The organism is Pseudomonas trivialis (assembly GCF_001439805.1).
GTDB lineage: Bacteria > Pseudomonadota > Gammaproteobacteria > Pseudomonadales > Pseudomonadaceae > Aquipseudomonas > Aquipseudomonas trivialis.
On the sequence record NZ_JYLK01000001.1, the window covers coordinates 656483 to 681537 of the forward strand.

The 25055-nt window shown below is 62.7% G+C and carries 22 protein-coding genes; 11 read left to right on the forward strand and 11 right to left on the reverse strand.

The features are described from left to right. Positions 1-154: 154 nt before the first annotated feature. The 3 genes from TU79_RS03020 to TU79_RS03030 form a co-directional block, all read right to left on the reverse strand. Positions 155-2053, reverse strand: a complete 1899-nt coding sequence (locus TU79_RS03020; RefSeq protein WP_057006640.1) for a PhoX family protein — start codon at positions 2051-2053, stop codon at positions 155-157. 79 nt (positions 2054-2132) lie between these two features. Beyond that, on the reverse strand, positions 2133-2897 hold the full coding sequence (locus TU79_RS03025; RefSeq protein ID WP_057006641.1) for a TOBE domain-containing protein: 765 nt from the start codon (positions 2895-2897) through the stop codon (positions 2133-2135). A gap of 52 nt (positions 2898-2949) precedes the next feature. Continuing rightward, positions 2950-3687, reverse strand: coding sequence for a ComFC family protein (locus TU79_RS03030; RefSeq protein WP_057006642.1), 738 nt, complete (start codon positions 3685-3687; stop codon positions 2950-2952). 92 nt (positions 3688-3779) lie between these two features. Between TU79_RS03030 and bioB the strand changes: the two genes are divergently transcribed. The 11 genes from bioB to TU79_RS24990 all read left to right on the forward strand — a co-directional run bounded on the left by bioB (position 3780) and on the right by TU79_RS24990 (position 16596). After that, a complete protein-coding gene (bioB, locus tag TU79_RS03035; protein WP_003232664.1) occupies positions 3780-4835 on the forward strand; it encodes a biotin synthase BioB in 1056 nt (351 codons plus the stop codon). Positions 4836-4926: 91 nt separating this feature from the next. Beyond that, positions 4927-6096 (forward strand): 8-amino-7-oxononanoate synthase, encoded by a 1170-nt coding sequence (bioF, locus tag TU79_RS03040; RefSeq protein WP_057006643.1) that lies wholly within the window; start codon positions 4927-4929, stop codon positions 6094-6096. After that, positions 6089-6820 carry an alpha/beta fold hydrolase gene (locus TU79_RS03045; protein WP_057006644.1) on the forward strand — a complete coding sequence of 244 codons (732 nt, stop codon included), beginning with the start codon at positions 6089-6091 and terminating at the stop codon, positions 6818-6820. Before bioF ends, TU79_RS03045 begins: the two co-directional genes overlap by 8 nt. Next, complete coding sequence (gene bioC, locus TU79_RS03050) at positions 6813-7622, forward strand: malonyl-ACP O-methyltransferase BioC (protein WP_057006722.1); 810 nt, start codon at positions 6813-6815, stop codon at positions 7620-7622. Before TU79_RS03045 ends, bioC begins: the two co-directional genes overlap by 8 nt. Continuing rightward, entirely contained in the window at positions 7622-8302 is a 681-nt protein-coding gene (gene bioD / locus TU79_RS03055) for a dethiobiotin synthase (RefSeq protein WP_057006645.1), read from the forward strand. Before bioC ends, bioD begins: the two co-directional genes overlap by 1 nt. A 105-nt stretch (positions 8303-8407) precedes the next feature. After that, the gene (locus TU79_RS03060) at positions 8408-8689 is read left to right on the forward strand and encodes a hypothetical protein (protein ID WP_003232654.1); all 282 of its coding nucleotides are present in this window, start codon (positions 8408-8410) and stop codon (positions 8687-8689) included. Positions 8690-9007: 318 nt separating this feature from the next. Then, complete coding sequence (locus TU79_RS03065) at positions 9008-10813, forward strand: phenylacyl-CoA dehydrogenase (RefSeq protein WP_057006646.1); 1806 nt, start codon at positions 9008-9010, stop codon at positions 10811-10813. A 236-nt stretch (positions 10814-11049) separates the two neighbouring features. After that, complete coding sequence (locus TU79_RS03070) at positions 11050-12339, forward strand: GGDEF domain-containing protein (protein ID WP_057006647.1); 1290 nt, start codon at positions 11050-11052, stop codon at positions 12337-12339. A gap of 90 nt (positions 12340-12429) precedes the next feature. Further along, positions 12430-14199: an acyl-CoA dehydrogenase C-terminal domain-containing protein gene (locus TU79_RS03075; protein WP_057006648.1), complete on the forward strand. Its 1770-nt coding sequence runs from the start codon at positions 12430-12432 to the stop codon at positions 14197-14199. Between the two features lie 124 nt (positions 14200-14323). After that, positions 14324-16102, forward strand: coding sequence for an acyl-CoA dehydrogenase C-terminal domain-containing protein (locus tag TU79_RS03080; RefSeq protein WP_057006649.1), 1779 nt, complete (start codon positions 14324-14326; stop codon positions 16100-16102). A gap of 335 nt (positions 16103-16437) precedes the next feature. Then, entirely contained in the window at positions 16438-16596 is a 159-nt protein-coding gene (locus TU79_RS24990; RefSeq protein ID WP_003194776.1) for a YqaE/Pmp3 family membrane protein, read from the forward strand. 147 nt (positions 16597-16743) lie between these two features. Here the strand turns inward: TU79_RS24990 and pqqE are convergent, their stop codons facing one another. The 8 genes from pqqE to TU79_RS03115 all read right to left on the reverse strand — a co-directional run bounded on the left by pqqE (position 16744) and on the right by TU79_RS03115 (position 25027). Continuing rightward, positions 16744-17874, reverse strand: coding sequence for a pyrroloquinoline quinone biosynthesis protein PqqE (pqqE, locus tag TU79_RS03085; protein WP_414896177.1), 1131 nt, complete (start codon positions 17872-17874; stop codon positions 16744-16746). Next, on the reverse strand, positions 17867-18142 hold the full coding sequence (gene pqqD, locus TU79_RS03090; RefSeq protein WP_057006651.1) for a pyrroloquinoline quinone biosynthesis peptide chaperone PqqD: 276 nt from the start codon (positions 18140-18142) through the stop codon (positions 17867-17869). Before pqqD ends, pqqE begins: the two co-directional genes overlap by 8 nt. Continuing rightward, complete coding sequence (gene pqqC / locus TU79_RS03095; protein ID WP_057006652.1) at positions 18139-18891, reverse strand: pyrroloquinoline-quinone synthase PqqC; 753 nt, start codon at positions 18889-18891, stop codon at positions 18139-18141. Before pqqC ends, pqqD begins: the two co-directional genes overlap by 4 nt. A gap of 11 nt (positions 18892-18902) precedes the next feature. Continuing rightward, positions 18903-19814: a pyrroloquinoline quinone biosynthesis protein PqqB gene (gene pqqB / locus TU79_RS03100; protein WP_057006653.1), complete on the reverse strand. Its 912-nt coding sequence runs from the start codon at positions 19812-19814 to the stop codon at positions 18903-18905. Positions 19815-19885: 71 nt separating this feature from the next. Continuing rightward, positions 19886-19960, reverse strand: a complete 75-nt coding sequence (gene pqqA, locus TU79_RS24995) for a pyrroloquinoline quinone precursor peptide PqqA (RefSeq protein WP_003194766.1) — start codon at positions 19958-19960, stop codon at positions 19886-19888. A gap of 156 nt (positions 19961-20116) precedes the next feature. Then, positions 20117-22456: a pyrroloquinoline quinone biosynthesis protein PqqF gene (gene pqqF, locus TU79_RS03105; protein ID WP_057006654.1), complete on the reverse strand. Its 2340-nt coding sequence runs from the start codon at positions 22454-22456 to the stop codon at positions 20117-20119. 48 nt (positions 22457-22504) lie between these two features. Beyond that, a complete protein-coding gene (locus TU79_RS03110; protein ID WP_057006655.1) occupies positions 22505-23299 on the reverse strand; it encodes a carbon-nitrogen hydrolase family protein in 795 nt (264 codons plus the stop codon). A 24-nt stretch (positions 23300-23323) separates the two neighbouring features. Beyond that, entirely contained in the window at positions 23324-25027 is a 1704-nt protein-coding gene (locus TU79_RS03115) for a flavin monoamine oxidase family protein (RefSeq protein ID WP_057006656.1), read from the reverse strand. Between the last annotated feature and the right edge of the window lie 28 nt (positions 25028-25055).

Below are 25055 nucleotides of genomic sequence, written 5' to 3' on the forward strand. Positions count from 1 at the left end.
CCAATTGCGCAAAACGCGGTGTACCTGATACGGCTCAGAGCCTGGCTTTGGGGCTGCTGCGCAGCCCAACGCAGGACAAGCCTGCTCGCCACAGTAAGCCCGCTCGCCACAGGGTTTTTGGGTTGGCTGAAATCAAGGTAGGCGGCTGTAGCGGTCAGGCGCCGACAATGCCCCCATCATCGCGCCGGATTGCGACCACGGAGGACCGGGGCTTGCCATTGGGCAGATGCTCCGGCCAGGTCGAGCCGCCGGTTTCGCCTGGATGCTGGATCCCCACGAACAGCGTCTTCTGATCCGGCGAAAAGCTGATGCCCGTCACCTCGCACGCCACCGGCCCGACCATGAAGCGCCGGATCTCGCCGGTATTCGGGTCTGCGCAGAGCATCTGGTTATTGCCCATGCCCGCGAAGTCGCCGGCATTGCTGTAGTCGCCATCGGTGAGGATCCACAAGCGCCCGGCCTTGTCGAACCCCAGGCCATCGGGGCTGTTGAACATGTTCTGGGGGTTGATGTTGGACGACCCGCCCTTGGGCTGGCCGGCGTGCACGCCGGGGTTGCCGGCGACCACAAACAGGTCCCAGCTGAATGTGCTGCTGCCATGGTTATCGGCGTCGGCCTTCCAGCGCAGGATCTGGCCATACACGTTTTTCTCGCGCGGGTTGGGCCCGCCCACCGGCTGGCCGTCTTCGCCGCGCTTGGCGTTGTTGGTGAGGGTGCAGTAGACCTGGCCGTCCGTGGGGCTCACCACGATCCATTCCGGGCGGTCCATGCGCGTGGCCTTGACGATGCTGGCGGCCAGGCGTGCGTGGATCAGCACTTCGGCCTGGCTGGCAAATCCGCTGCTGGCGTCGATGCCGTTTTTACCGTGGGTCAGCTCGACCCATTGGCCCTTGCCCCTGGGATGATCCGCATCGCCATCGCCCGCGTCGAAGATCGCCACGTACAAGGTGCCGTGGTCGAGCAGGTCTCTGTTGGCCTTGGGGTTATCGTGGACGATTGGGTCGCGGCTGATGAACTTGTAGATGAATTCGCCGCGCTCGTCGTCGCCCATGTACACCACGGCGCGGCCATCGCGGGTTTCGGCCAGGGCCGCGTTTTCGTGCTTGAAGCGGCCCAGGGCAGTGCGTTTGACCGGGGTGGATTGCGGGTCGAACGGGTCGATCTCCACCACCCAGCCGTGGCGATTGAGTTCGTTGGGGTTTTTGGCCATGTCGAAACGCGGGTCATGGGGGTGCCAGTTGATTTCTTTGCTGGCGGCGACCACGCCGTAGCGTTTTTGCGCGGCATCGAAGGCCTGCTGCGGGTTGCTGCTGCCGAAACAGTCGGTGAAGTTTTCTTCGCAGGTCAGGTACGTGCCCCACGGAGTCTTGCCGTTGGCGCAGTTCTGGAAGGTGCCGAGGACGTTTTTGCCGGTGTTGTCGGCGCTGGTTTTCAGCCAGGCGTGGCCGGCGGCGGGGCCGCTCAGGCGGATCGGCGAATTGCCGTGGATGCGTCGGTTGTAGCGCGAGTCCTGAACGAACTGCCAGGTGTCGCCGCTGCGCCGCACCTCGATCACCGACACGCCTTCGCTGGCCAAGGCCTTGCGCACGTCTTCGGCCGACTGCGGCGCGCCGCCGTGGGCGTAGAGGTAGCGGTAGTTGGTGTACTCGTTGTTGATCGCCAGCAGCGCGCGGTTGTCGTCGCCGGGAAAGGCGAACAGGCTCATGCCGTCGTTGTTGTCGCCGAACTGCTGTTCCTGGGCCTTGGCGCTGCCGTTGCCGGAGGGGTCGAAAGCCGGGGCGTGCCTGCTCAACGGCTGGCCCCAACTGATCAGCACCGAAGCGCTGTAACCCGGCGGCAGGGTGAGGGTGTCGCGGGTATCGGCGGCGATGCCGGCAAAGCCCAGCAGCGGGCTGGCGGAGGCGGCGTTGACCGCGAGGGCGCTGCGGCTGAGCAGGTTGCCGCCGAGGAACATCGCGGCCCCACACAGGGCGCCGGCGCCGATAAAACGCCGGCGGGTGAGGCCGACCATCTGTTCAAGGTCGGTGGCTTGGTTTTCTTCTAATAGGTTCATTGCAGGCTCCCAGCGGTTTTTGCAGACACCTTAAGGAGCGCGCGTGACGAAATTGTTGCAGATTGAAGACGGTCAGCGCCTACGCGGGCGTGCCGAGCAAGACATTGCCAGGCGCAAATTGCACCTGGATCGGCTGGCCTTCGACGGCATCGAGTGCCTCGAGCGCGGCGGGCTGCGCCAGGGCGCATAACACCGGGCCATTGGGCAGGATGATGCGCACTTCGCTGGGGCCGTCATCGGCGTCGAGAATCGTCTCGATTCTGCCGCTCAGGCAATTGTGTCCAGGTGTTGCAGCGTGGTCCGTTGCCAGCAGTTCCAGCCAACCGGCCTTGATCAGGGCCACCACTTCCACGCCTGGCTCCAGCTCCAGCCGTTGCGTGCTGTCGTGGGTGATGCGCGCGTCCAGAGTGAGCCCGCCAGGCAGTTCCAGGCGAATCAGGTCGTTACGGCCCTGGGCCTGGATGGCGATGACCTGGCCGTGCAGTTGGTTACGTGCGCTGGTGCGCAACATCAGGCGTCCCAGCAGGTTGAAGTCGCGGGCGGCCTCGTCCGAACCGAGCACTTCGGCCTGCAAGGCCTGCAAGCGCTGATAGAGGCGCAGCACGCGCTCGCCTTCAGGCGTCAGCCTGGCGCCGCCACCGCCCTTGCCGCCGACGCTGCGTTCCACCAACGGCTTTTGCGCGAGGTTATTGAGTTCATCAATTGCGTCCCAGGCGGCCTTGTAACTCAAACCGGCCGCTTTGGCGGCGCGGGTGATGGAGCCCTGCTCGGCGATATGCCCGAGCAGGGCAATGCGCTGCGGACGGCGGATGATGTGCTGGCTGAGGGAGGCTGGCAGAGACATGGGCACACACTGCAGTGGGATGAGCGGACGTTGCCGCCGTGGCACACGAGAGTCAAGCACCGGGCTTGGGCGTGCGGGCCAGGCAGTACACGTCGACCTGGCGTGCGCCGGCGGCCATCAACAGTCGCGCCAGGCTGTGGGCGGTGGCGCCGGTGGTGAGGACGTCGTCCACCAGCGCCAGGTGACGGCCGTGCACCTGGGCGCCGGGGGCCAGGGTGAAGGCGCGCAGCAGATTGCGTTTGCGGGTTTTGGCGTCGAGGTTCTGCTGGGCCACGGTCTCGAAGGGCCGCAGCAGCAGGCAGGGATCGCAGGGGATGTCGAGGTCGGCGCTGAGCCAGCGCGCCAGCATCAGGGCCTGGTTGTAGCCGCGCTCGCGCAGGCGTCTGGGCGCCATGGGCACCGGCAGCAGGCAGTCGGGGCGCGTGAGTTCGGTGGTGTCGAAGCGGTGTTGCAGATAGACCCCGAGCAAGCGCCCCAGCATGTGCCCGAGGGGCCAGCGGGCCTGGTGCTTGAAGCGGCTGATCAGCGTGTCGATGGGAAAGCTGAAGGTCCAGGGCGCGATCACGTGTTTAAACGCCGGCGGTTTTGTCTGGCATTGGCCGCATAGCAGACCGTCCATCGGCAGGGGCAGGGCGCAGACTTCGCACGCGTCCATCAGCCAGGGCAGCTCGGTTTCGCAGGCGTTGCACACACAATCGGCGGATTGGGTCGCTTCATCGCAGACTAAACAGGTTTGGTTGCTTTTTAACCAGATGTAAACTTCGTGTTTGCGGTTCGGTTGACAGTGCATGAATCTTCCTTAAATATGCCGAGCATCCGTGTCGTGCCTGTGGGTATTGCCCTTCCCGCAGCGTTTGCCCAAGCATAATCAAGGAATCGCCCATGAGCGCCAGCCTCACTGCCACTCTTCGTCACGACTGGTCTTTGGCCGAGGTCAAAGCACTGTTCGTGCAGCCGTTCAATGACCTGTTGTTCCAGGCGCAGACCGTGCACCGCGCGCATTTCGACGCCAACCGCGTGCAGGTGTCGACCCTGCTGTCGATCAAAACCGGCGCCTGCCCGGAAGATTGCAAATATTGTCCGCAGTCGGGCCACTACAACACCGGCCTGGAAAAAGAAAAGCTGATGGAAGTGCAGAAGGTCCTCGAAGAGGCCGCGCGCGCCAAGGCCATCGGGTCGACCCGCTTCTGCATGGGCGCGGCGTGGAAACACCCGTCGGCCAAGGACATGCCTTACGTGCTGGAGATGGTCAAGGGCGTAAAGGCCATGGGCCTGGAAACCTGCATGACCCTCGGCCGTCTCGATCAGGACCAGACCGAAGCGCTGGCCCAGGCCGGCCTCGATTACTACAACCACAACCTGGATACGTCGCCGGAGTTCTACGGCAGCATCATCACCACCCGCACCTACGGCGAGCGCCTGCAAACCCTGGCCTACGTGCGCGATTCGGGGATGAAAATCTGTTCCGGCGGCATCCTCGGCATGGGCGAGTCCCTCGACGACCGCGCCAACCTGCTGATCCAGCTGGCCAACCTGCCGGAGCATCCGGAGTCGGTGCCGATCAACATGCTGGTGAAAGTGGCCGGTACACCGCTGGAAAACGCCGAGGACATCGACCCGTTCGATTTCATCCGCATGCTCGCCGTGGCCCGCATCCTGATGCCGCAATCCCATGTGCGGCTTTCGGCTGGCCGTGAGGCGATGAACGAGCAGATGCAGGCGCTGGCGTTTTTTGCCGGTGCCAACTCGATTTTCTACGGCGACAAACTGCTGACCACCGCCAACCCGCAGGCGGACAAGGACATGCAGCTGTTCTCACGCCTGGGGATTTTGCCGGAGGCCCGTGAAGAGCACGCCGATGAGGTGCACCAGGCGGCGATTGAGCAGGCGCTGGTGGAGCACAAGAGCAGCGAGCAGTTCTATAACGCTGCTGTTTGATTGATTGATTGAAATGAGAGACCAGTGTGGGAGGGGGCGCAAGCCCCCTCCCACAGTTTTGGCCGAGTTGAATCTGATAAACCGAGGCCTCATGTCCTTCGATCTCGCCGCGCGCCTCGCTGCCCGCCGTGCCGAACACCTGTACCGTCAACGTCCCTTGCTGCAGAGCCCGCAAGGGCCGCAGGTGATGGTCGACGGCCAGCCGTTGCTCGCCTTTTGCAACAATGATTATCTGGGCCTGGCCAATCACCCGCAGGTGATCGAAGCCTGGCGTGCCGGTGCGTCGCGCTGGGGCGTGGGCGGCGGCGCTTCGCACTTGGTGGTGGGCCATGCCACGCCGCACCACGAGCTGGAAGAAGCGCTGGCTGCCTTCACCGGCCGCCCGCGTGCGCTGTTGTTCACCACCGGCTACATGGCCAACCTCGGCGCGGTCACGGCGTTGGTGGGGCAGGGCGATACGGTGCTTGAGGACCGTCTCAACCATGCCTCGCTGCTGGACGCCGGCCTGTTGTCCGGCGCGCGCTTCAATCGCTACCTGCACAACGATGTTCAGCGTCTGGCCAAGCGCCTGGAGAAAGCCACCGGCAATACGCTGGTGGTCACCGATGGCGTGTTCAGCATGGACGGCGACCTGGCCGACCTGCCCGCGCTGGCCCGTGCAACCCGCGCCAAAGGTGCCTGGTTGATGGTGGACGACGCCCATGGCGTTGGTCCGCTGGGCGCCACTGGTGGTGGCATCGTTGAGCATTTCGGCTTGAGCCAGGAGGACGTGCCGGTGCTGGTCGGCACCCTGGGCAAGGCGTTCGGTACCGCCGGCGCGTTTGTGGCGGGCAGTGAGGAACTGATCGAAAGCCTGATCCAGTTCGCCCGGCCGTATATCTACACCACCAGCCAACCGCCGGCGCTGGCCTGCGCCACGCTTAAAAGCCTTGAGCTGTTGCGCACCGAGCATTGGCGGCGTGAGCACCTCAACGGGCTGATCCGCCAGTTCCGCCGGGGGGCCGAGCAGATGGGCCTGGCGCTGATGGACAGTTTCACGCCGATCCAGCCGATCCTGATTGGCGACAGCGCCAAGGCCATGCGCCTGTCGCAACGGCTGCGCGAGCGCGGCATCATGGTGACCGCCATCCGCCCGCCCACCGTGCCCGCCGGCAGCGCCCGGTTGCGCGTGACGTTGACGGCAGCCCACAGCGAGGCGCAGGTGCAACAGCTGCTTGACGCATTGGAAGCGTGTTTCTGCCTGGAGGCCGAACATGCGTGATCGCCTGATTCTGCTGCCCGGCTGGGGCCTTGGCGTGTCGCCGCTGGAACCGCTTGCCGCCGCATTGCGTGGCCTGAACGCCCATCTGCAGGTACAGGTCGAGCCGCTGCCGACGCTGACGTCCAGCAACCTCGACGAATGGCTGGACGAACTCGATGCCACGCTGCCGGACAACGCCTGGCTGGGCGGCTGGTCCCTGGGCGGCATGCTCGCCTCGGAACTGGCGGCGCGGCGCGGTGAGCGCTGCTGTGGCGTGCTGACGCTGGCGAGCAACCCGTGTTTTGTCGCCCACGACGGCTGGCCTCACGGCATGCCCGCCGAGACGTTCGATGCGTTCCTCGCGGGCTGCCACGCCGATTCCCAGGTCACCCTCAAGCGCTTTGGCCTGTTGTGTGCCAAGGGCAGCGCGGACCCTCGCGGGCTGTCGCGTTTGTTGGTCAGTGGCGCACCGCATACCGCTCCCGGTGTGCTGATGCCGGGCCTGGAGCTGCTCGCCCAAATGGACACCCGCGCCGCCTTGCAAGGTTTTGGCGGGCCGCAGTTGCACCTGTTTGCGGGCCTCGACGGGTTGGTGCCCGCCGAAGCGGCCGGCGACTTGCTGGCATTGCTCCCCGATGTGGAAATCGGCCTGATTGAACAGGCCGGTCACGCTTTTCTTCTGGAGGACCCCCACGGCGTTGCGGGGGCCATCCAGGCTTTTTTGCATGGGTGCGTTGATGACTGATCTCTCCCATCCTGCCTTGCCCGGCGCCTTGCCGGACAAGCGCCAGGTCGCGGCCTCGTTTTCCCGTGCCGCGGCCAGCTACGACAGCGTGGCCGAGCTGCAGCGCGCGGTAGGGCATGCGCTGCTGGCGTGTGTGCCGTCTGCCTGCGCGCCACAACACTGGCTGGACATGGGCTGCGGCACCGGCTATTTCAGCCGTGTGCTGGGCGAGCGCTGGCCTGCCAGCGAGGGCATCGCGTTGGATATTGCCGAAGGCATGCTCAACCACGCGCGGCCGCTGGGTGGTGCTGCTCACTTCATCGCCGGTGATGCCGAACGCTTGCCGCTCAAGGCCGACAGTGTGCAGCTGCTCTTCTCCAGCCTTGCGGTGCAATGGTGTGGCAATTTCGAGGCGGTGCTCGGGGAGGCATCGCGCGTGCTGCAACCGGGCGGGGTGCTGGCCTTTGCCAGCTTGTGCGTGGGCACGCTGGATGAGCTGCGCGAAAGCTGGCGCGCGGCCGATGGCATGGTGCATGTGAATCGCTTCCGCCCGTTCGAGGCCTATCAACGCTTGTGTGCGGCCAGTGGCTTGCGGGTGGTGAGCCTGGAGCGGCGCCCCCATGTGTTGCACTACCCGAATGTGCGCAGCCTAACCCACGAACTGAAGGCCCTGGGGGCACACAACCTGAACCCGGGTCGTCCGGGCGGTCTCACCGGCCGCGCGCGCATGGTGGCGCTGGTGGACGCTTATGAGCAGTTTCGTCAGGCCCCGGGCCTGCCGGCCACCTATCAAGTGGTGTACGCCGTACTGGAGAAATCTTGATGAGCGCTGCGTATTTCATCACCGGCACCGACACCGATGTCGGCAAGACCACCGTCGCCGCCGGCCTGCTGCATGCCGCGCGCCGGGCCGGTAAAAGCACCGCGGCGGGCAAGCCGGTAGCGTCGGGTTGTGAGGTCACGCCCAATGGCTTGCGCAATGCCGATGCCTTGGCGTTGCTGGCCGAATGTTCCGTGCCGCTGAGCTATGCCGAGGTCAACCCGGTGGCCTTCGAGCCGGCCATCGCGCCGCATCTGGCGGCGCGCGAGGCGGGTGTGGCTTTGACGGTGACGTCGTTGCTCGGGCCGATGCAGCAGATCCTTGCGCGCCAGGCGGATTTCACCTTGATCGAAGGCGCGGGCGGCTGGCGCGTACCCCTGGCGGACCAGGACAGCCTCTCGGACCTGGCCATGGCGCTCAAGCTGCCGGTGATTCTGGTGGTGGGCGTGCGTCTTGGCTGCATCAGCCATGCGCTGCTGACGGCCGAAGCAATTGAGCGGGACGGTTTGACGCTGGCGGGGTGGGTGGCCAATATCATCGACCCGGCGACCTCCCGTCTGGAAGAAAACCTCGCCACCCTGGCCGAGCGCCTGCCGGCGCCTTGTCTGGGGCGCGTGCCGAAACTCACGCACGCCGGGGCTGAAGCGGTCGCCAACTACCTGCATCTGCACCTGCTTGACTGATTTTGGCTATCGACAGGCATTGTGCCATTAGTGTTTTTAGCGGGCCTTTTGCCAGGTTGTCTGTTTCAATTCAGGTTCACGATTCTCTAAAGGCAGGCCTACGCCATGGAAATCTCTGGAAGCAGCGCGTTTTACTCGGGGCTGAGCAGCATTCAGACTGGGCAAAGCCGTGTCGACCAGGCCGCCGGCAAGATCGCCAGCGCCGCCACCACTCAGCCCTCGGCCGCGCAAAGCGACCGTCTGCAAGCCAACGACCGTGCCCAGGCAACCAATTCGGCGAGCAACATGGTTGAAATGGCCCAGGGTAAATTTCAAGTGGAGCTGGGCGTCAAAGTCGCCAAGGCTTCGGATGAAATGCTGGGCAGCTTGATCGACACTTACGCCTAGTCATTGAACAGGTGAGAGGGGGCTTGCTCCCGATAGCGGTGGTCAGTCACTGGATGTACGACTGATGTATCGCCATCGAGAGCAAGCCCCTCTCACGTTTGGCGCGGTTTTATCCTGATCAATCTCTACACTCAATTTGACGCGGTGGCTTTGCGCGCGTTTTGTCGTGCCTGGCGCTCAGATGCGTCAAGACAAACGGTGCCCGGACGACCCTTGACAACCCCAGGTCGTAAACGTATGTTTCAAACACCTGTTTGACCGCCCTGGCATTCCCGCGCGGTTTGTTCATCCCAGATTCATCAGCAGAGGTTTATCGCTATGCCTGACTACAAGGCCCCCTTGCGTGATATTCGCTTCGTTCGTGACGAACTGCTCGGCTATGAAGCGCACTATCAAAGCCTGCCGGCTTGCCAGGACGCTACGCCGGACATGGTTGACGCCATCCTCGAAGAAGGCGCCAAGTTCTGTGAGCAGGTGCTGGCCCCGCTGAACCGCGTAGGCGACATCGAAGGCTGCACCTGGAGTGAGTCAGGCGTTAAGACCCCGACCGGTTTCAAGGAAGCCTATAAGCAGTTCGTCGAAGGCGGCTGGCCGAGCCTGGCCCACGACGTTGAGCATGGTGGCCAGGGCCTGCCGGAATCCCTGGGCCTGGCGGTGAGCGAAATGGTCGGCGAGGCCAACTGGTCGTGGGGCATGTATCCCGGCCTGTCCCATGGTGCGATGAACACCATCTCCGAGCACGGCACTCCCGAGCAGCAAGAGGCTTACCTGACCAAACTGGTGTCGGGCGAGTGGACCGGCACCATGTGCCTGACCGAGCCGCATTGCGGCACCGACCTGGGCATGCTGCGCACCAAGGCCGAACCTCAGGCCGACGGATCCTACAAAGTATCGGGCACCAAGATCTTCATCTCGGCCGGTGAACACGACATGGCCGACAACATCGTCCACATCGTGCTGGCCCGCCTGCCGGACGCACCGGCCGGCACCAAAGGCATTTCGCTGTTTATCGTGCCCAAGTTCATTCCAGAGGCAGACGGCTCGATCGGCGCGCGCAACGCAGTGAGCTGTGGCTCCCTGGAACACAAGATGGGCATCCACGGCAACGCCACCTGCGTGATGAACTTCGACGCAGCCACCGGTTACCTGATCGGCCCGCCGAACAAAGGCCTGAACTGCATGTTCACCTTTATGAACACCGCTCGCCTGGGCACCGCGCTGCAAGGCCTGGCCCACGCCGAAATCGGCTTCCAGGGTGGCTTGAAATACGCCCGTGATCGCCTGCAGATGCGTTCCCTCACCGGCCCGAAGGCGCCGGAAAAAGCCGCCGACCCGATCATCGTGCACCCCGACGTGCGCCGCATGCTGTTGACCATGAAAGCCTTCGCCGAAGGTAATCGCGCGATGGTGTACTTCACCGCCAAGCAGGTCGACATCGTTAAATACGGTACCGACGACGAAGCCAAAAAACAGGCTGACGGCCTGCTGGCCTTCATGACGCCGATCGCCAAGGCGTTCATGACCGAAGTCGGTTTCGAGTCGGCCAACCACGGCGTGCAGATCTACGGCGGCCACGGCTTTATCGCCGAGTGGGGCATGGAGCAGAACGTGCGCGACAGCCGCATTTCGATGCTGTACGAAGGCACCACCGGTATCCAGGCGCTGGACCTGCTCGGTCGTAAAGTGCTGATGACCCAGGGCGAAGCGCTCAAGGGCTTCACCAAAATCGTGCACAAGTTCTGTCAGGCCAACGAAGGTGTTGAGGCGGTGCAAGAGTTCGTGACGCCGCTGGCGGCGCTGAACAAGGAGTGGGGCGAGTTGACCATGAAGGTCGGCATGGCCGCGATGAAAGACCGTGAAGAGGTCGGCGCCGCGTCGGTGGACTACCTGATGTACTCCGGTTACGCGTGCCTGGCCTACTTCTGGGCCGACATGGCGCGAGTGGCGGCTGAGAAACTGGCGGCCGGCACCAGCGACGAGGCGTTCTACACCGCCAAGTTGCAGACCGCGCGCTTCTACTTCCAGCGCATCCTGCCGCGTACCCGCACCCACGTGGCCACCATGCTGTCGGGCGCCAACAACCTGATGGACATGAAAGAAGAACACTTCGGCCTGGCTTACTAAGCCTTCGAGGTTTTCTGGAAACCGCCGCCCTCAGGGGTGGCGGTTTTTTTGTGGGAGATAACAAGCCCCTCCCACATTCAATTGATGGTGAATATAGAAAAAACGCTGTCATGCTCAGGGATTGCGACCTTCTGCCGTTAAAGTGATGGCAATTTGATGCATGCGCCGCAGAATGTGATTAACTGTCGCCGCCGTGTCTCGATGCCATCCTCCATTTGCGGATCGGAGCTCAACCCTTGTCACGCGTGTCCGCAGTGCGCTTCAGTCACTTTCTGCCCTCATTGCTGCTGTTGCTGGCGGGGCTTTCGGCTGCGTACCTCAAAGACCTCAATGTGTTCTTCACCTCGCTGTTCAACGTGCTGCCGACTCTGGTGCTGCTGCTGGGCGGCGCGTACTGCGCGGTCTATCGCCGCCAGCGCGAACTGTTCCTGATGATCACCGTGTACATCGTGTATTTCCTGCTCGACACCCAAACCGATTTCTACCGTGACAACGGCCGCGTACGCGCAGACGCGGCGGTGGTGTTTCACCTCTGCTGCCTGTTGCTGCCGTTGCTGTTCAGCATCTACGCGCTGTGGCAGGAAAAAACCCACTTGTTCCGCGATTTCATCGCACGCTGCGCGGTGTTGCTGGCGCTGGGCAGCGTTGCGCTGGCGCTTGAACAGCGTTATCCCCAGGGGCTGCTGGACTGGCTGGCGGAGATTCGCTGGCCAATGCTGCATGGCACCTGGATGAGCCTGATCCAGCTGGCGTACCCGATGTTCCTGGTGGGGTTCGTCACCCTGGCCGCCCAGTACTGGTATCAGCCGCGCCCCATGCATGCAGCACAGTTGGTGGGGGTGCTGGGGCTGTTCTGGATGCTGCCGCAAACGTTCATCCTGCCGTTTACCCTGAATATCATGTGCAGCCAAGTGATGCTGATGATCGCGGCCGGCGTCGCGCATGAGGCCTATCAGATGGCGTTTCGCGATGAACTGACCGGCCTGCCGGGGCGCCGCGCGCTGAACGAGCGCATGCAGCGCCTGGGGCGCAACTATGTGCTGGCAATGACCGACGTCGATCACTTCAAGCGCTTCAACGACACCCACGGCCACGATGTGGGCGACCAGGTGCTGCGTCTGGTGGCGAGCAAGCTGTCGAAGGTCAACGGCGGCGGGCGAGCCTATCGCTACGGCGGTGAAGAATTCGCCGTGGTGTTTGCCGGCAAGACCCTGGACGAGTGCATGCCGCACCTGGAGGAAATTCGCGAGATCGTCGCCCATTACGACATCAAGCTGCGTAACGCGGACCGGCCCAACGACGATCAGCAGGGCCGCCAGCGCCGTGCGGACAGCGGGGCGTCGAGTGTGTCGGTGACCGTCAGCATCGGCGTGGCCGAACGCCAGGCCGAGCAGCGCACGCCCGAAGAAGTGCTCAAGTCCGCCGATCAGGCGCTGTACGCGGCCAAGGGCGCCGGGCGTAACTGCGTGGTGGCGGCCGGGCAGAACCGGCGCGGCGCGGTACGCATGGAGCGCGCTGCGGGTTGAGTAATGGCGCTGTATTCAGCGGCGCTACAGTGATTGTTCGCGGCAGCGGCCGGCAGTAGGTTGAAACCATCTGCTGCCGGAGAAACTGTCATGCCTGAATACAAAGCTCCCCTGCGCGACATGCGCTTTCTGATCGACCACGTGTTCGACTTCCACAGCCATTACGCCGCCCAGGGCGCGACCGACGCCAGCCCGGACATGGTCAGCGCGATCCTCGAAGAAGGCGCGAAATTCTGCGAAAACGTACTCGCACCGCTCAATCGCAGCGGCGATGAAGAAGGCTGCCATTTCGACAACGGGGTGGTCACCACGCCCAAGGGGTTCAAGGACGCCTTCGCCCAGTACGTGGAAGGCGGCTGGCATGGCGTGGCGGCGGACCCAGCCTACGGTGGCCAGGGCTTGCCGCAGTCACTGGGCCTGGTGCTGAGCGAGATGATCGGTTCCAGCAACACGTCCTGGGGCATGTACCCCGGTCTCACCCACGGTGCGATGTCGGCGATCCACGCCCACGGCACCGAAGAACAGAAAGCCACGTTCCTGAGCAAACTCACCGCCGGCGAATGGACCGGCACCATGTGCCTCACCGAGGCCCATTGCGGCACCGACCTGGGCCTGATCAAGACCCGCGCCGTGCCCCAGGCGGATGGCAGCTATGCGGTCAGCGGCAGCAAGATATTTATCTCGGCCGGTGAGCACGACCTGAGCGCCAATATCATCCATCTGGTGCTGGCCAAGTTGCCGGATGCGCCAGCGGGCACCAAGGGTATCTCGTTGTTTATCGTGCCCAAGTTCCACGCCGATTCGGGCGAGCGCAACGCGGTGCACTGTGGCGCCATTGAGCACAAGATGGGCATCAAGGCGTCGGCCACGTGTGTGCTGAATTTCGATGGCGCCAAAGGGTTTTTGATCGGCGAGGCCAACAAGGGCCTCAACTGCATGTTCACCATGATGAACCACGCGCGCCTGGGCACCGGGATGCAGGGTTTGTGCAATGGCGAGACGAGCTTTCAGGGGGCGGTGAAATACGCCAACGACCGTCTGCAAATGCGTTCGCTGACCGGCGCCAAGGCGCCCGAGAAAGCCGCCGACCCGATCATCGTGCACGCCGATGTGCGGCGTATGTTGCTGACCATGAAAGCCTTTAACGAAGGCAATCGCGCGCTGACTTATTTCACTGCGCAGTTGATCGACACGGCGCACCTGAGCAGCGACGCCACGGCGCGCCAGGAAGCCGATGACCTGCTGGCGTTCCTCACGCCGATCTGCAAGGCCTTCATGACCGACACCGGGCTTGAGGTGACCAACCACGGCATGCAGGTGTTTGGCGGGCATGGTTATATCCGTGAATGGGGCATGGAGCAGTTGGCGCGCGATGCGCGGATTGCGCCGATTTATGAGGGCACCAATGGCATCCAGGCCCTCGACCTGCTGGGGCGCAAGGTGCTCGGCAGCCAGGGCAAGTTGCTGCGCGGGTTTACTAAAATTGTGCATAAGTTCTGTGGGGCGAACGCCGAGCATCCGCAGCTCAAGGCGCAGGTGGCTCAGCTCAATCAACTGAACCAGGAGTGGGGCGAGTTGACGACGCGGGTGGGCATGGCGGCGATGAAGAACCCGGACGAAGTGGGCGCGGCGGCGGTGGATTACCTGATGTACAGCGGTTACATCATCCTCGCCTACCTGTGGCTGCGCATGGCGATTGCGGCGCAGGCGCTGGATGACGCGGAGTTTGCCCAGGCCAAGCTGGCGACGTGCGACTTTTACTTCAAACGGCTGTTACCGCGTACCGGCATGCACCGGGCAGCGGTGGAGGCAGGGAGTGACTGCTTGATGAGTTTGCCGGCGCAGGCGTTTGCGCTGTAAGCGTGACTTGGAAATACCTGTTGGTCACGAAAGGACCCTATGTGTCTGAAAAGTTGTTCGGTTACACTTGGGGCCTGTAAAACCGATCCCATTGAATCACTTTTACGTTCTCACGAGGTTTGCCATGGCTGATTACAAAGCGCCGCTGCGTGATATGCGCTTCGTCCTCAACGAAGTGTTTGAGGTCGCCACTACCTGGGCCCAATTGCCGGCATTGGCAGACAGCGTCGACGCCGAAACCGTCGAGGCGATCCTCGAGGAGGCCGGCAAAGTTACTGCCAAGTCCATCGCCCCAATCAGCCGTGGCGGCGATGAACAAGGGTGTCGCTGGGACGACACCGCCGTGTTTACTCCGGACGGTTATCCACAAGCCTACAAAACCTACGCCGAAGGCGGCTGGGTGGGTGTCGGCGGCGATCCTGCCTTTGGTGGCATGGGCATGCCCAAGGCGGTATCGGCCCAGGTTGAAGAGATGATCAACTCGGCCAGCCTGGCATTTGGTCTGTACCCGATGCTGACCTCCGGCGCCTGCGTGTCGATCGCCACCCACGCCACCGAAGCGCTCAAGGCCACTTATCTGCCGAAGATGTATTCCGGTGAGTGGGCAGGTTCCATGTGCCTGACCGAAGCCCATGCCGGCACCGACCTGGGGATTATTCGCACCAAGGCCGAGCCGCAGGCGGATGGTTCGTACACCATCAGCGGCACCAAGATTTTCATCACCGGTGGCGAACACGACCTCACTGAAAACATCATTCACCTGGTGCTGGCCAAGCTGCCGGACGCGCCGGCCGGGCCCAAGGGCATCTCGCTGTTTCTGGTGCCCAAGTTCATGGTCAATGCCGACGGCAGCCTGGGCGCGCGTAATCGGGTGAGCTGCGGCTCGATCGAACACAAGATGGGGATCCAGGCGTCCGCCACCTGCGTGATGAATTTCGACGGGGCTGTGGGGTTTCTGGTGGGCGAGCCTAACCGTGGCCTGGCGGCAATGTTCACCATGATGAACTACGAGCGTCTGGGCGTGGGCATTCAGGGCCTGGCCTCCGGTGAGCGCTCTTATCAGAACGCGATTGAGTACGCGCGCGACCGGCTGCAAAGCCGTTCGCCAATCGGCGCCCAGGCCAAAGACAAAGTGGCCGACCCGATCATCGTGCACCCCGATGTGCGTCGCATGCTGCTGACCATGAAGGCGTCGAACGAAGGCGGTCGTGCATTCTCCACCTACGTGGCGACGCAGCTGGACATCGCCAAGTTCAGCGAAGACGCTGCCGCCCGTGAGCGTGCGGACAACCTGGTGGCGTTGCTGACCCCAGTGGCCAAGGCGTTCCTCAGCGACCTTGGCCTGGAAACCACAGTGCTGGGCCAGCAGGTGTTTGGCGGCCATGGTTACATTCGCGAGTGGGGCCAGGAGCAACTGGTGCGCGATGTGCGCATCACCCAGATCTACGAAGGCACCAACGGCATCCAGGCGCTGGACCTGGTGGGGCGCAAGATCGTCGGCAGCGGTGGCGCGTTCTACACGCTGTTTGCCGATGAAGTGCGCGAGTTTATCGCCACCGCCGATGCCGAACTGGGCGAATTCACCCGGCCGCTTGGTAAGGCTGTGGACAACCTCGACGAGCTGACCGCCTGGGTGCTGGATCGCGCCAGGACCAACCCGAATGAAATCGGTGCGGCGTCGGTGGAGTATCTGCATGCCTTTGGCTACATGGCCTACGCCTATATGTGGGCGCGCATGGCCAAGGCGGCGTGGGGCAAACAGGGTCAGGAAGACTTTTATGCGAGCAAGCTGGGCACTGCGCGCTTCTACTTTGCGCGCCTGCTGCCGCGTATTCATTCGCTGAGTGCGTCGGTCAAAGCCGGTAGCGAATCATTGTTTTTGCTGGATGAGGCCCTATTCTAGGGCTTTGAAGTCCGTGTAAGCATTCTCTTACATGACGTACTGCTATTCGTCCTCTATCGCCAAATTGGATCCATCGATAATCTACTTCACATGGACGTCGCGCAGGAAGCGCAAAGCAACAACACGGACACGTAGGATTCTGCCAGGATGGCGGAGTGAAATGGATGTCAGGGAAACAGTCTGCAAAGCCCCGCTTCGGCGGGGTTTTCTTTTGCCTGCGAAAAAGTCAGGCCGGTTGCAGGGGTGGCGCAATGCCAGAAACCACTGAACCCTCGCGGACGCCCAAGGTCGATTAGCTACACGGCTCACACGAGCCGATTTTCTGGAGCTGACCCATGGATATTATTCGCATCATCATCGCCATTCTGCTACCGCCACTGGGTGTGTTCCTGCAAGTAGGTTTCGGCGGCGCGTTCTGGCTGAACATCCTGTTGACCCTGTGCGGTTACTTCCCCGGCATCATCCATGCGGTGTACATCATCGCCAAGCGTTAAGGCCTGTCTGTTGCGCTGAAGAGCAAATGTGGGAGGGGGCTTGCTCCCGATGGCAGTGTGGCAGTCACTGATAGGTTGACTGACACACCGCTATCGGGAGCAAGCCCCCTCTCACATTTTCAGACCGTCTTTTCCCCCGGTGTGCCTTCAGCCTTTTGCGATCAGCCGTGAATTACGCTCATTGCGAAACGCCAGTTGCTCGATGGTCTGAGTCGCGTGCTCGGCTTCTTCTCGTGCTTGCAGAATGATGCCGTGGTGTTCGGACTTGCTGCACACCGGGTCGGCATTGCTGGCGTCCCCCGTGAGCATGAACGCCTGACAACGGCAGCCGCCGAAGTCCTTTTCCTTTTCATCGCATGAACGGCACGGCTCGGGCATCCAGTCATAGCCGCGAAAGCGATTGAAGCCGAACGAGTCATACCAGATGTGCTGCATGCTGTGGTCGCGCACATTGGGGAACTGCACCGGCATTTGCCTCGCGCCATGGCAGGGCAGAGCCGTACCGTCCGGTGTGACAGTCAGGAAGATGCTGCCCCAGCCGTTCATGCAGGCCTTGGGGCGCTCTTCGTAATAATCCGGCGTCACAAAGATCAGTTTACAGGGGTGGCCCTCGGCTTCGAGCCTGGCGCGGTATTCGTTGGTGATGCGCTCGGCGCGCACCAGTTGTTCCCGGGTCGGCAGCAATCCCACCCGATTGAGCTGCGCCCAGCCATAGAACTGGCAGGTGGCGAGCTCGACAAAGTCCGCCTCCAGCGCAATACACAGCTCGATGATGCGGTCGATCTTGTCGATGTTGTGCCGGTGGGTGACGAAGTTCAGCACCATCGGATAGCCGTGGGCCTTTACGGCGCGGGCCATTTCCAGTTTTTGCGCGAAGGCTTTTTTTGAACCGGCCAGCAGGTTGTTCACCTGCTCGTCGCTGGCCTGGAAGCTGATCTGGATATGGTCCAGGCCGGCTTTCTTGAAGTCGCTGATCTTCTGTTCGGTGAGGCCGATGCCGGAGGTGATCAGGTTGGTGTAGAACCCAAGCTTGCGCGCTTCGCCGATCAGTTCGGCGAGGTCCTGACGCACCAGCGGTTCACCGCCGGAAAACCCCAGCTGCGCGGCTCCCATCTCGCGCGCCTCGCGAAATACCTTTATCCACTGTTCGGTAGTCAGCTCCTTGCCCTGCTCGGCAAAATCCAGCGGGTTGGAGCAGTACGGGCACTGCAACGGGCAGCGGTAGGTCAGCTCGGCGAGTAGCCATAGCGGCAGGCCGACAGGCGGTTTTTCAGGCAAGTTCGATCCAGTGCTCAGCACGGGCGACCTCCATGAATTGCTCGATGTCTTCACCGAGTTCAGGCACGCCAGGGAATTGCCGGTCCAGCTCGGCGATGATGGCCGCCACATCGCGCTCGCCATCAATCAAGCCGCCAATCAGCGCGGCGCTCTCGTTGAGCTTGATCATGCCCTCCGGGTACAGCAACACATGGCCTTTTTGCGCAGGCTCGTACTGGTAGCGATAGCCCTGGCGCCACACGGGTTTTTTGCTGCGATCAAAGCTCATAGGGTGATCCCTCTATGCCAGACCCGCTGCGCGGTCACGCTGTGATACGGCGGGCGTTTGAGTTCGTAGGCCATGCTCATGGCGTCGAGCATGCTCCACAGGATGTCGAGTTTGAACTGCAGGATTTGGAGCATGCGTTCCTGGCCTGCACGGGTGGTGTAGTGCTGCAGCGTGATCGCCAGACCGTGCTCCACATCGCGGCGCGCCTGGCCCAGGCGGGTACGGAAATACTCATAGCCGGCCGGGTCGATCCACGGGTAATGCTGAGGCCAACTGTCGAGGCGCGACTGGTGGATCTGCGGCGCGAACAGCTCGGTCAGCGAGCTGCTGGCGGCTTCCTGCCAGCTGGCGCGGCGGGCGAAGTTGACGTAGGCGTCCACCGCAAAGCGCACGCCGGGCAGCACCAGTTCCTGGGAGCGCAACTGGTCGGGGTCCAGGCCCACCGCCTGGCCCAGGCGCAGCCAGGCTTCGATGCCGCCGTCTTCACCCGGCGCACCGTCATGGTCGAGCAGGCGCTGGATCCACTCGCGGCGGATTTCGCGGTCGGGGCAGTTGGCCAGGATCGCGGCGTCTTTCAGGGGAATGTTCACCTGATAGTAGAAGCGGTTGGCGACCCAGCCCTGGATTTGCTCGCGACTGGCGCGGCCTTCGTACATCGCCACATGGTACGGGTGATGGATATGGTAGAAGGCGCCCTTGGCGCGCAGGGCGGCTTCGAATTCAGCGGTGGTCATGGCCATATCAGTCATTTCGGTCGCTCCTACAATTCAATGCTCATGCCGTCGTAAGCCACTTCGACATTGCGCCGCACCAGTTCCGCGCGTTCGGGTGAGTCCTCATCGAGGATCGGATTGGTGTTGTTGATGTGGATCAGCACCTTGCGCTGCTCGGGCAATTGTTCCAGCACTTCCAGCATGCCGCCGGGGCCGTTCTGCGCCAGGTGGCCCATCTCGCGACCGGTGCGCGTGCCGACGCCGCGGCGCTGCATCTCATCGTCGTCCCACATCGTGCCGTCTACCAACAGGCAGTCGCTGCCGGCCATGATCTCCAGCAACGGCGCGTCGACCTTGCCCAGGCCTGGGGCGTAGAACAGCTTGCCGCCGGTGCGCAGGTCTTCGACGATCAGGCCGATGTTGTCGCCGGGATGCGGGTCGAAGCGATGGGGCGAATAGGGCGGCGCGGCGCTACGCAGCGGCAGTGGGGTAAAGCGCAGATTAGGGCAGGCCGGGATGGTGAAACTGGCGTCCAGTTCGATGCGGTTCCAGGTCAGGCCGCCGTTCCAATGGGTAAGCATGGTGAACAGCGGGAAACCGGTGCTCAGGTCTTCATGGACCATGTCGGTGCACCACACCTGGTGCGGGCAACCTTCGCGCAGGCTCAGCAGGCCGGTGGTGTGGTCGATCTGGCTGTCCATCAGGATGATCGCGCTGATGCCGGTGTCACGCAGGGCGCGGCCGGGTTGCATCGGCGCAAAGCCTTGCAACTGCGCGCGAATATCCGGCGAGGCGTTGCACAGCACCCAATTCACGCCATCGTCGGAGATCGCAATGGATGACTGGGTGCGCGCATGGGCACGCAGGCTGCCGTCGCGAAAACCTGCGCAGTTCACGCAGTTGCAGTTCCACTGCGGGAAACCACCGCCGGCGGCGGAACCTAGAATCTGGACAAACATGGACGCTCCATCAAGCAAAGCTCAAAACAAAAACGCCCCGGGCGAACCGAGGCGTTGTATGACCCAGCGGATTAACGGCTGGCGAAGTACATGGTGACTTCGAAACCAATGCGCAGATCAGTGTAAGCAGGTTTGGACCAAGTCATGTTCTTACTCCTACGTAGGGATGGGATGTGTAATACATATAGTCCATCTCCTGTCGGAGATGTTCAGATGTGTGCGTGTGAATGTTACGCAATTCTTTTCAAGTTAGCGCTGTCTTGATGGAAAAAGCCTTTTGCAGAGGTAGCAATGATCGCTGCTCAGTCGATCGTACGCGGACCATTGGCGACATAGCGCCAGCCGCCAGCCGCATCTTGCAACTGCCGGGCGGCCTGCAGCAGGTCGCTCTGGTTGCAGGCCAGAATCCGTTGTTGCAACTGCGGCAGGTAATCCGACGGATGGCCTGCCAAATGCGCGTGCCAGAGCAGCTCGGCAGATTGAGCGGTGGGCAGTGTGTCGGGGGCGAACTGTTCGGCCAAAGGCTGGTTGCCCACGTCGGCGCTGTGCTCGATCAACGTCGGCAGTTGCCGCAGGAAGTTATGCAGGTGCTCGACGATGTCTTCCAATGACGCCGTGGGCGATTGCACACCAAACAGCAGTCCGGTTTGCCCGTTGATCTGTCGGACGCCGCTGAAGATCGCGTAGCCCAATTGCAGCTCGACGCGCAGTTTTTGGTAGAAGGGAGCCTGCAGCAAATGTCCGAGCAGTCGCCAGGCAGCTTCATCGGCCAGGGATCGCGTCGGTGCGGGGCAGAACAGCAGCAGGGCGGCTTCGCTCGTGTCGGTTTTTACTGCGCGCCACAGGTGTTGGCCGGCAAGATCTGCAACATCGTGATCAATGATCGCGGGTTGTCCAGGCAAACGCGCGGCGGCCGCTTTGATCGCTGTCTCGCAGGTGGCTGTCAGGCCAATACCCAGGCCTTGCCAGCGGGCCTCGGACCATGACGCCGGCGCCTCGCCGGTACCTGTCGCGTTGGCACAGCAACCAGGCAATGCCTTGAGCAGTGCCCGAATAGCGATCATCGGCACCGGTGCCCGCGCGGACGCTTGTGGCTGGTTCAGCGCGTGGGCCAGGGCTTCGAGCACGGCAGGCATTGGCTGTTGAAGACCGATCATTTTCACCAGCCAGTCATTGCCCATAGCCTCGCAGGATAATTCGACACCGGCCTGACCGGCATTTTCGCGCAATGCCTGCAACGTACTGCCCAGCTCGGGGGCGGGCGCGTTGAAGCGCCACTGCAGATACAGCGCGCCTTCATCGCCGTCATTGCCCAGCGCATGGCTGAACGTCAGCGCCGATGCGTCCTTGCGGCCCCGTGAACGATCCTGGGCAAAGGTGCGCAACCCGCGATGGGCGCTGGTCTGGCCGCGAATCAGGCCTGCGCGCTCTTCCTTGACAGGGGGGCGCAGGAAGGGATTGTTGGGAGCAGGCTGCCACCGGTGTTGGGAGGCGGGCAGGTGCAATGAGTCGAGCATGGCCTTGAGTGCTGCGACCGCAGGTTCCGACAGTGCTTCGCTGTAATTGCGGGCCAGCGCCAGTGCGCCTTGGGTCTGCTGTTGACGAGCGGCCAGCAGGGCGAACTCTTCGCGCAGGGAGGTCCAGTCGCTGTGGGCAAAAAAGCTCAGCCAGTCGTCCAGCAGTGTCTCGATCTGCGCGGTTTCTTGAGTCTCGACGGTGAAGTCGATAATCAGCAGCGCTTGCCCCGCAAAGTCGTACGGCACCGAGGCGTGCAGCGCGGTGACCAGTTGCTGCGTTTTCAGTTCAGCCAGCAGCCCGCCCGGTGCCGAAGCGTTGAGCCAGGTACACAAAAATTCCAGGGCTTCGCGAGGGGCTCCGCAGCAAATCACCTGATGCAAGTGGTTGCCGGCCAGGTGTTGATAACGCCGCGCCTGGTCGGGCATCAATGGCGGCGGCGCGCTTTGCGGGTGCAGGGGGCCTGAAGCCAGGGCGTCACTGAAGCGTTGCGCCAACGCCTCCAGTGCTGCCAACGGCTGTGGGCCTGCAAGGCTCAACGTCATCTGCCCGCTTTGATAAAAATGCTCATGGAATGCCCGCAAGGCCTGTTGAAATGCCTCGTTTTCCACCGGCAGGCTGTCGCGATTGCCCGCGTGAAAGCCCCGCAGCGGATGATCGGCCGCCAGGCCCTGCAACAGCGCCACTTGCTGTTGCGCAGCCGCATCCTGGGACCAGGCGATAAACTCCGCGTGCAGCACTTCCCGTTCGCGCAACTGGTCTTCGGTGGTCAGCCGAGGGTGGGTCAGCATGTCCGCGAGCCGTTCCAGCCCATCGCTAAAAATCGAGACCGGCAGTTCAAAGAAGAAGTCGGTGGTGCGCTCGCGGGTGCTGGCGTTGACCTGACCACCGTGACGCTGCACGTAGGCCATCAGCCCTTCGCTTGCAGGAAAACGCTCTGTCCCCAGGAACAACAAATGCTCAAGAAAATGCGCCAGCCCAGGCCAGGCCAACGGCACGTCGTGGCTGCCGGCAGCCACGCGCAGGGCTGCGGCGCAACGCTTCAAGCGCGGCGCATGGCGCAAGGAGACGCGCAGGCCGTTGGCCAAGGTCAGGTGGATGGGATGAGATTGGGCCGGCGCAGGCATGGGCACTTCCGAAGCGAGGGAAGTGCCTATGCTAACAAACCCGCTGGATCAGGGCTTGTGCAGCGCGCCGTACAGTTCCGGGCGGCGGTCTTGCAGATAGTGGTTGGCGGTGCGGGCAGCGAGGATCGATTGGCGATCCAGCACCCCGACGATCAACGCTTCGTCCAATCCCGCCTGGGCGACGCGCTGACCGTCCGGCGCGGCGATGCTGCTTTGCCCGCAATACTGGATCTCGCCTTCATGCCCGCAATAATTGGCGTAGGCCACGTAGCACTGGTTCTCGAAGGCGCGTGCCCGCACGGTGACGTCAGCCACAAAGTCGAACGGCACCATGTTGGCTGTGGGCACCAGGATCAGCTCGGCACCGGCCAGGGCCAGGCGCCGGGTGTTTTCCGGGAACTCCAGGTCATAGCAAATCAATAAACCCAGCTTCCAGCCGTTGAGTTCCACCAGCGGAAAATCATCACCGCCAGCGCTGAACATCGAACGGTCGAGGTCGCCGAACAGGTGCGTCTTGCGGTAGTTGCACAGGCGCTGACCTTGCGCGTCGATCAGCTGCACGGCGTTGTAGACCTGGCCATCTTCGGCGCGCTCCGGGTAGCCGTACACAATCGCCAACCCGGCGTTTCGCGCAATCTCGGCAATGGCCTGGGCAGAATCCCCGTCCTGCGCCTCGGCCAAGGCGCCTGCCGCTTCGACGCCAATGTTGTAGCCGCTGAGGAACATCTCCGGCAGCACCAGCACATCGGCGCCGGCCGCCTCTTGCGCCACCTGGTGCAGGCGCTTGAGGTTACCGGCCACATCCAGCGGCAGCGGCGGGCATTGATACAGGGCGACACGCATGACGCAGCTCCTTGATTCGGGCAGTTATTCAGGCAGGGCAATCGGTCCGATTTCAGCGAACACGTCACCCGGCCCCGGGTTCTCGGGATGAGTGCTGCCACCAAAGTGATTCATGATGCCCCACACCGCATTGAGGGACGTTTGCACCGCGCCCTCGACCCACGCAGGCGTCCAGGACACATCGTCGCCGGCAATGAAAATCCCACGCTGTTCGGCGGGCATGTCCTTCTGCATGAAATGCGCGTACATCCGCTGGTTGTAGCGATAGTGGCCTGGCAATGCGCCCTTGAAGGCACCGAGGAAGTGCGGGTCGGCTTCCCAGGACACGGTGATCGGATCGCCGATGATGCGCGCCTTGATGTCGACTTTCGGATAGATCTTGTTCAGTGCGTCCAGCGCCAGCTTCACGCGTTTGTCGATGGGCTGCGGCAGCATTTTCAGCGCATCGCTCATCCACGAGTACGACAGGCAGATGACGCCCGGCTTGTCGTCGCCATTGTCGAACAGGTAAGTGCCACGGGTCAGGCGGTCAGTGAGGGTCATGCTCATCAGGTCGCGGCCGGTTTCCGGGTCCTTGTCCTTCCAGAACGGGCGGTCGACCATCACGAAGGTTTTCGACGACTGCATGTAGCGCGTGCGGTCCAGGGCCATCCACATCTTTTGTGAGAACAGGGTTTCGTCGCATTCGATCTGCGTGGTCAGCAGCCAGCTCTGGCAGGTGGTGAGCACCGCAGCGTATTCGCGGGTGTCGCCGTAATTGTCGGTGACCGCGAAACGACCACCCGCCGCATGGGCGATGCGCTTGACCCCGGCCCGTGGTGCGCCGCAGTGCAGCGAGCTGAGGCTGGTGCCGGCTGGCCAGTGGGCGCAACGCTCCGGCACATGGCGCCAGATGCCCATGGGCACCTGCGCCACACCGCCGACCACCAGGTGCTGGTGATCGTCGCAGTTGGTCATGACCACGCGGAAGATTTCCAGCATCGAGTTGGGGAAGTCCGAGTCCCAGCCGCCGGTACCGAAACCCACCTGGCCAAACACTTCGCGGTGGTGGAACGACAACTTGGCGAACGCCTTCGAGGTGGCCACGAAGTCATAGAAGGTGCGGTCGTCCCACAGAGGCACCAGCTTGTTCCACAGCGCTTTCAGACGCGGCACATCGCGGTCGCGGATGGCCTGCTGGATATCGCCGAACTGCGAACCAGCCTCCAGGGCATCGGCCCACGCGTCGGCCACCTCCTGGAACAGCGCCGGCAAGTCCGAGAGTTTCTGCGCGTAATGGGTTTCGCCTTCCAGATCAATCACCGTGCTGCCGGAGGCCGGCGTCAGCGGGTTGGGAAACGGTTTGGTCTCCAGCCCCAGCTTGTCCACATAGTGATAGAACGCCGTGGACGACACCGGAAACCGCATGCCACCCAGCTCCGCAATGATGCCCTCGGCGCCTTCAAACGCCTGGGAGCGCAAGCGGCCGCCCATTTTCGAGGCTTCGTACACCACCGGCTTGAGACCCAGCTTCATCAGTTCATAGGCCGCGACCAGCCCGGCAATCCCCGCGCCGACAATCGCCACCTCGGCGCCATGGTTGGCGGCAGGAATACTGCCCAGGCCCGCCGGATGCTCGATCCAGTCATCAAAGGCAAACGGAAAGTCCGGGCCGAAGATAGTGATTGGTTTTTTACCGTCGGCAGGGTGGCGAATGGTCTTGCTGAGGGTGCTGGACGGAATGCTCATGGCTGACCTTGTTGACGACTCGACGGGA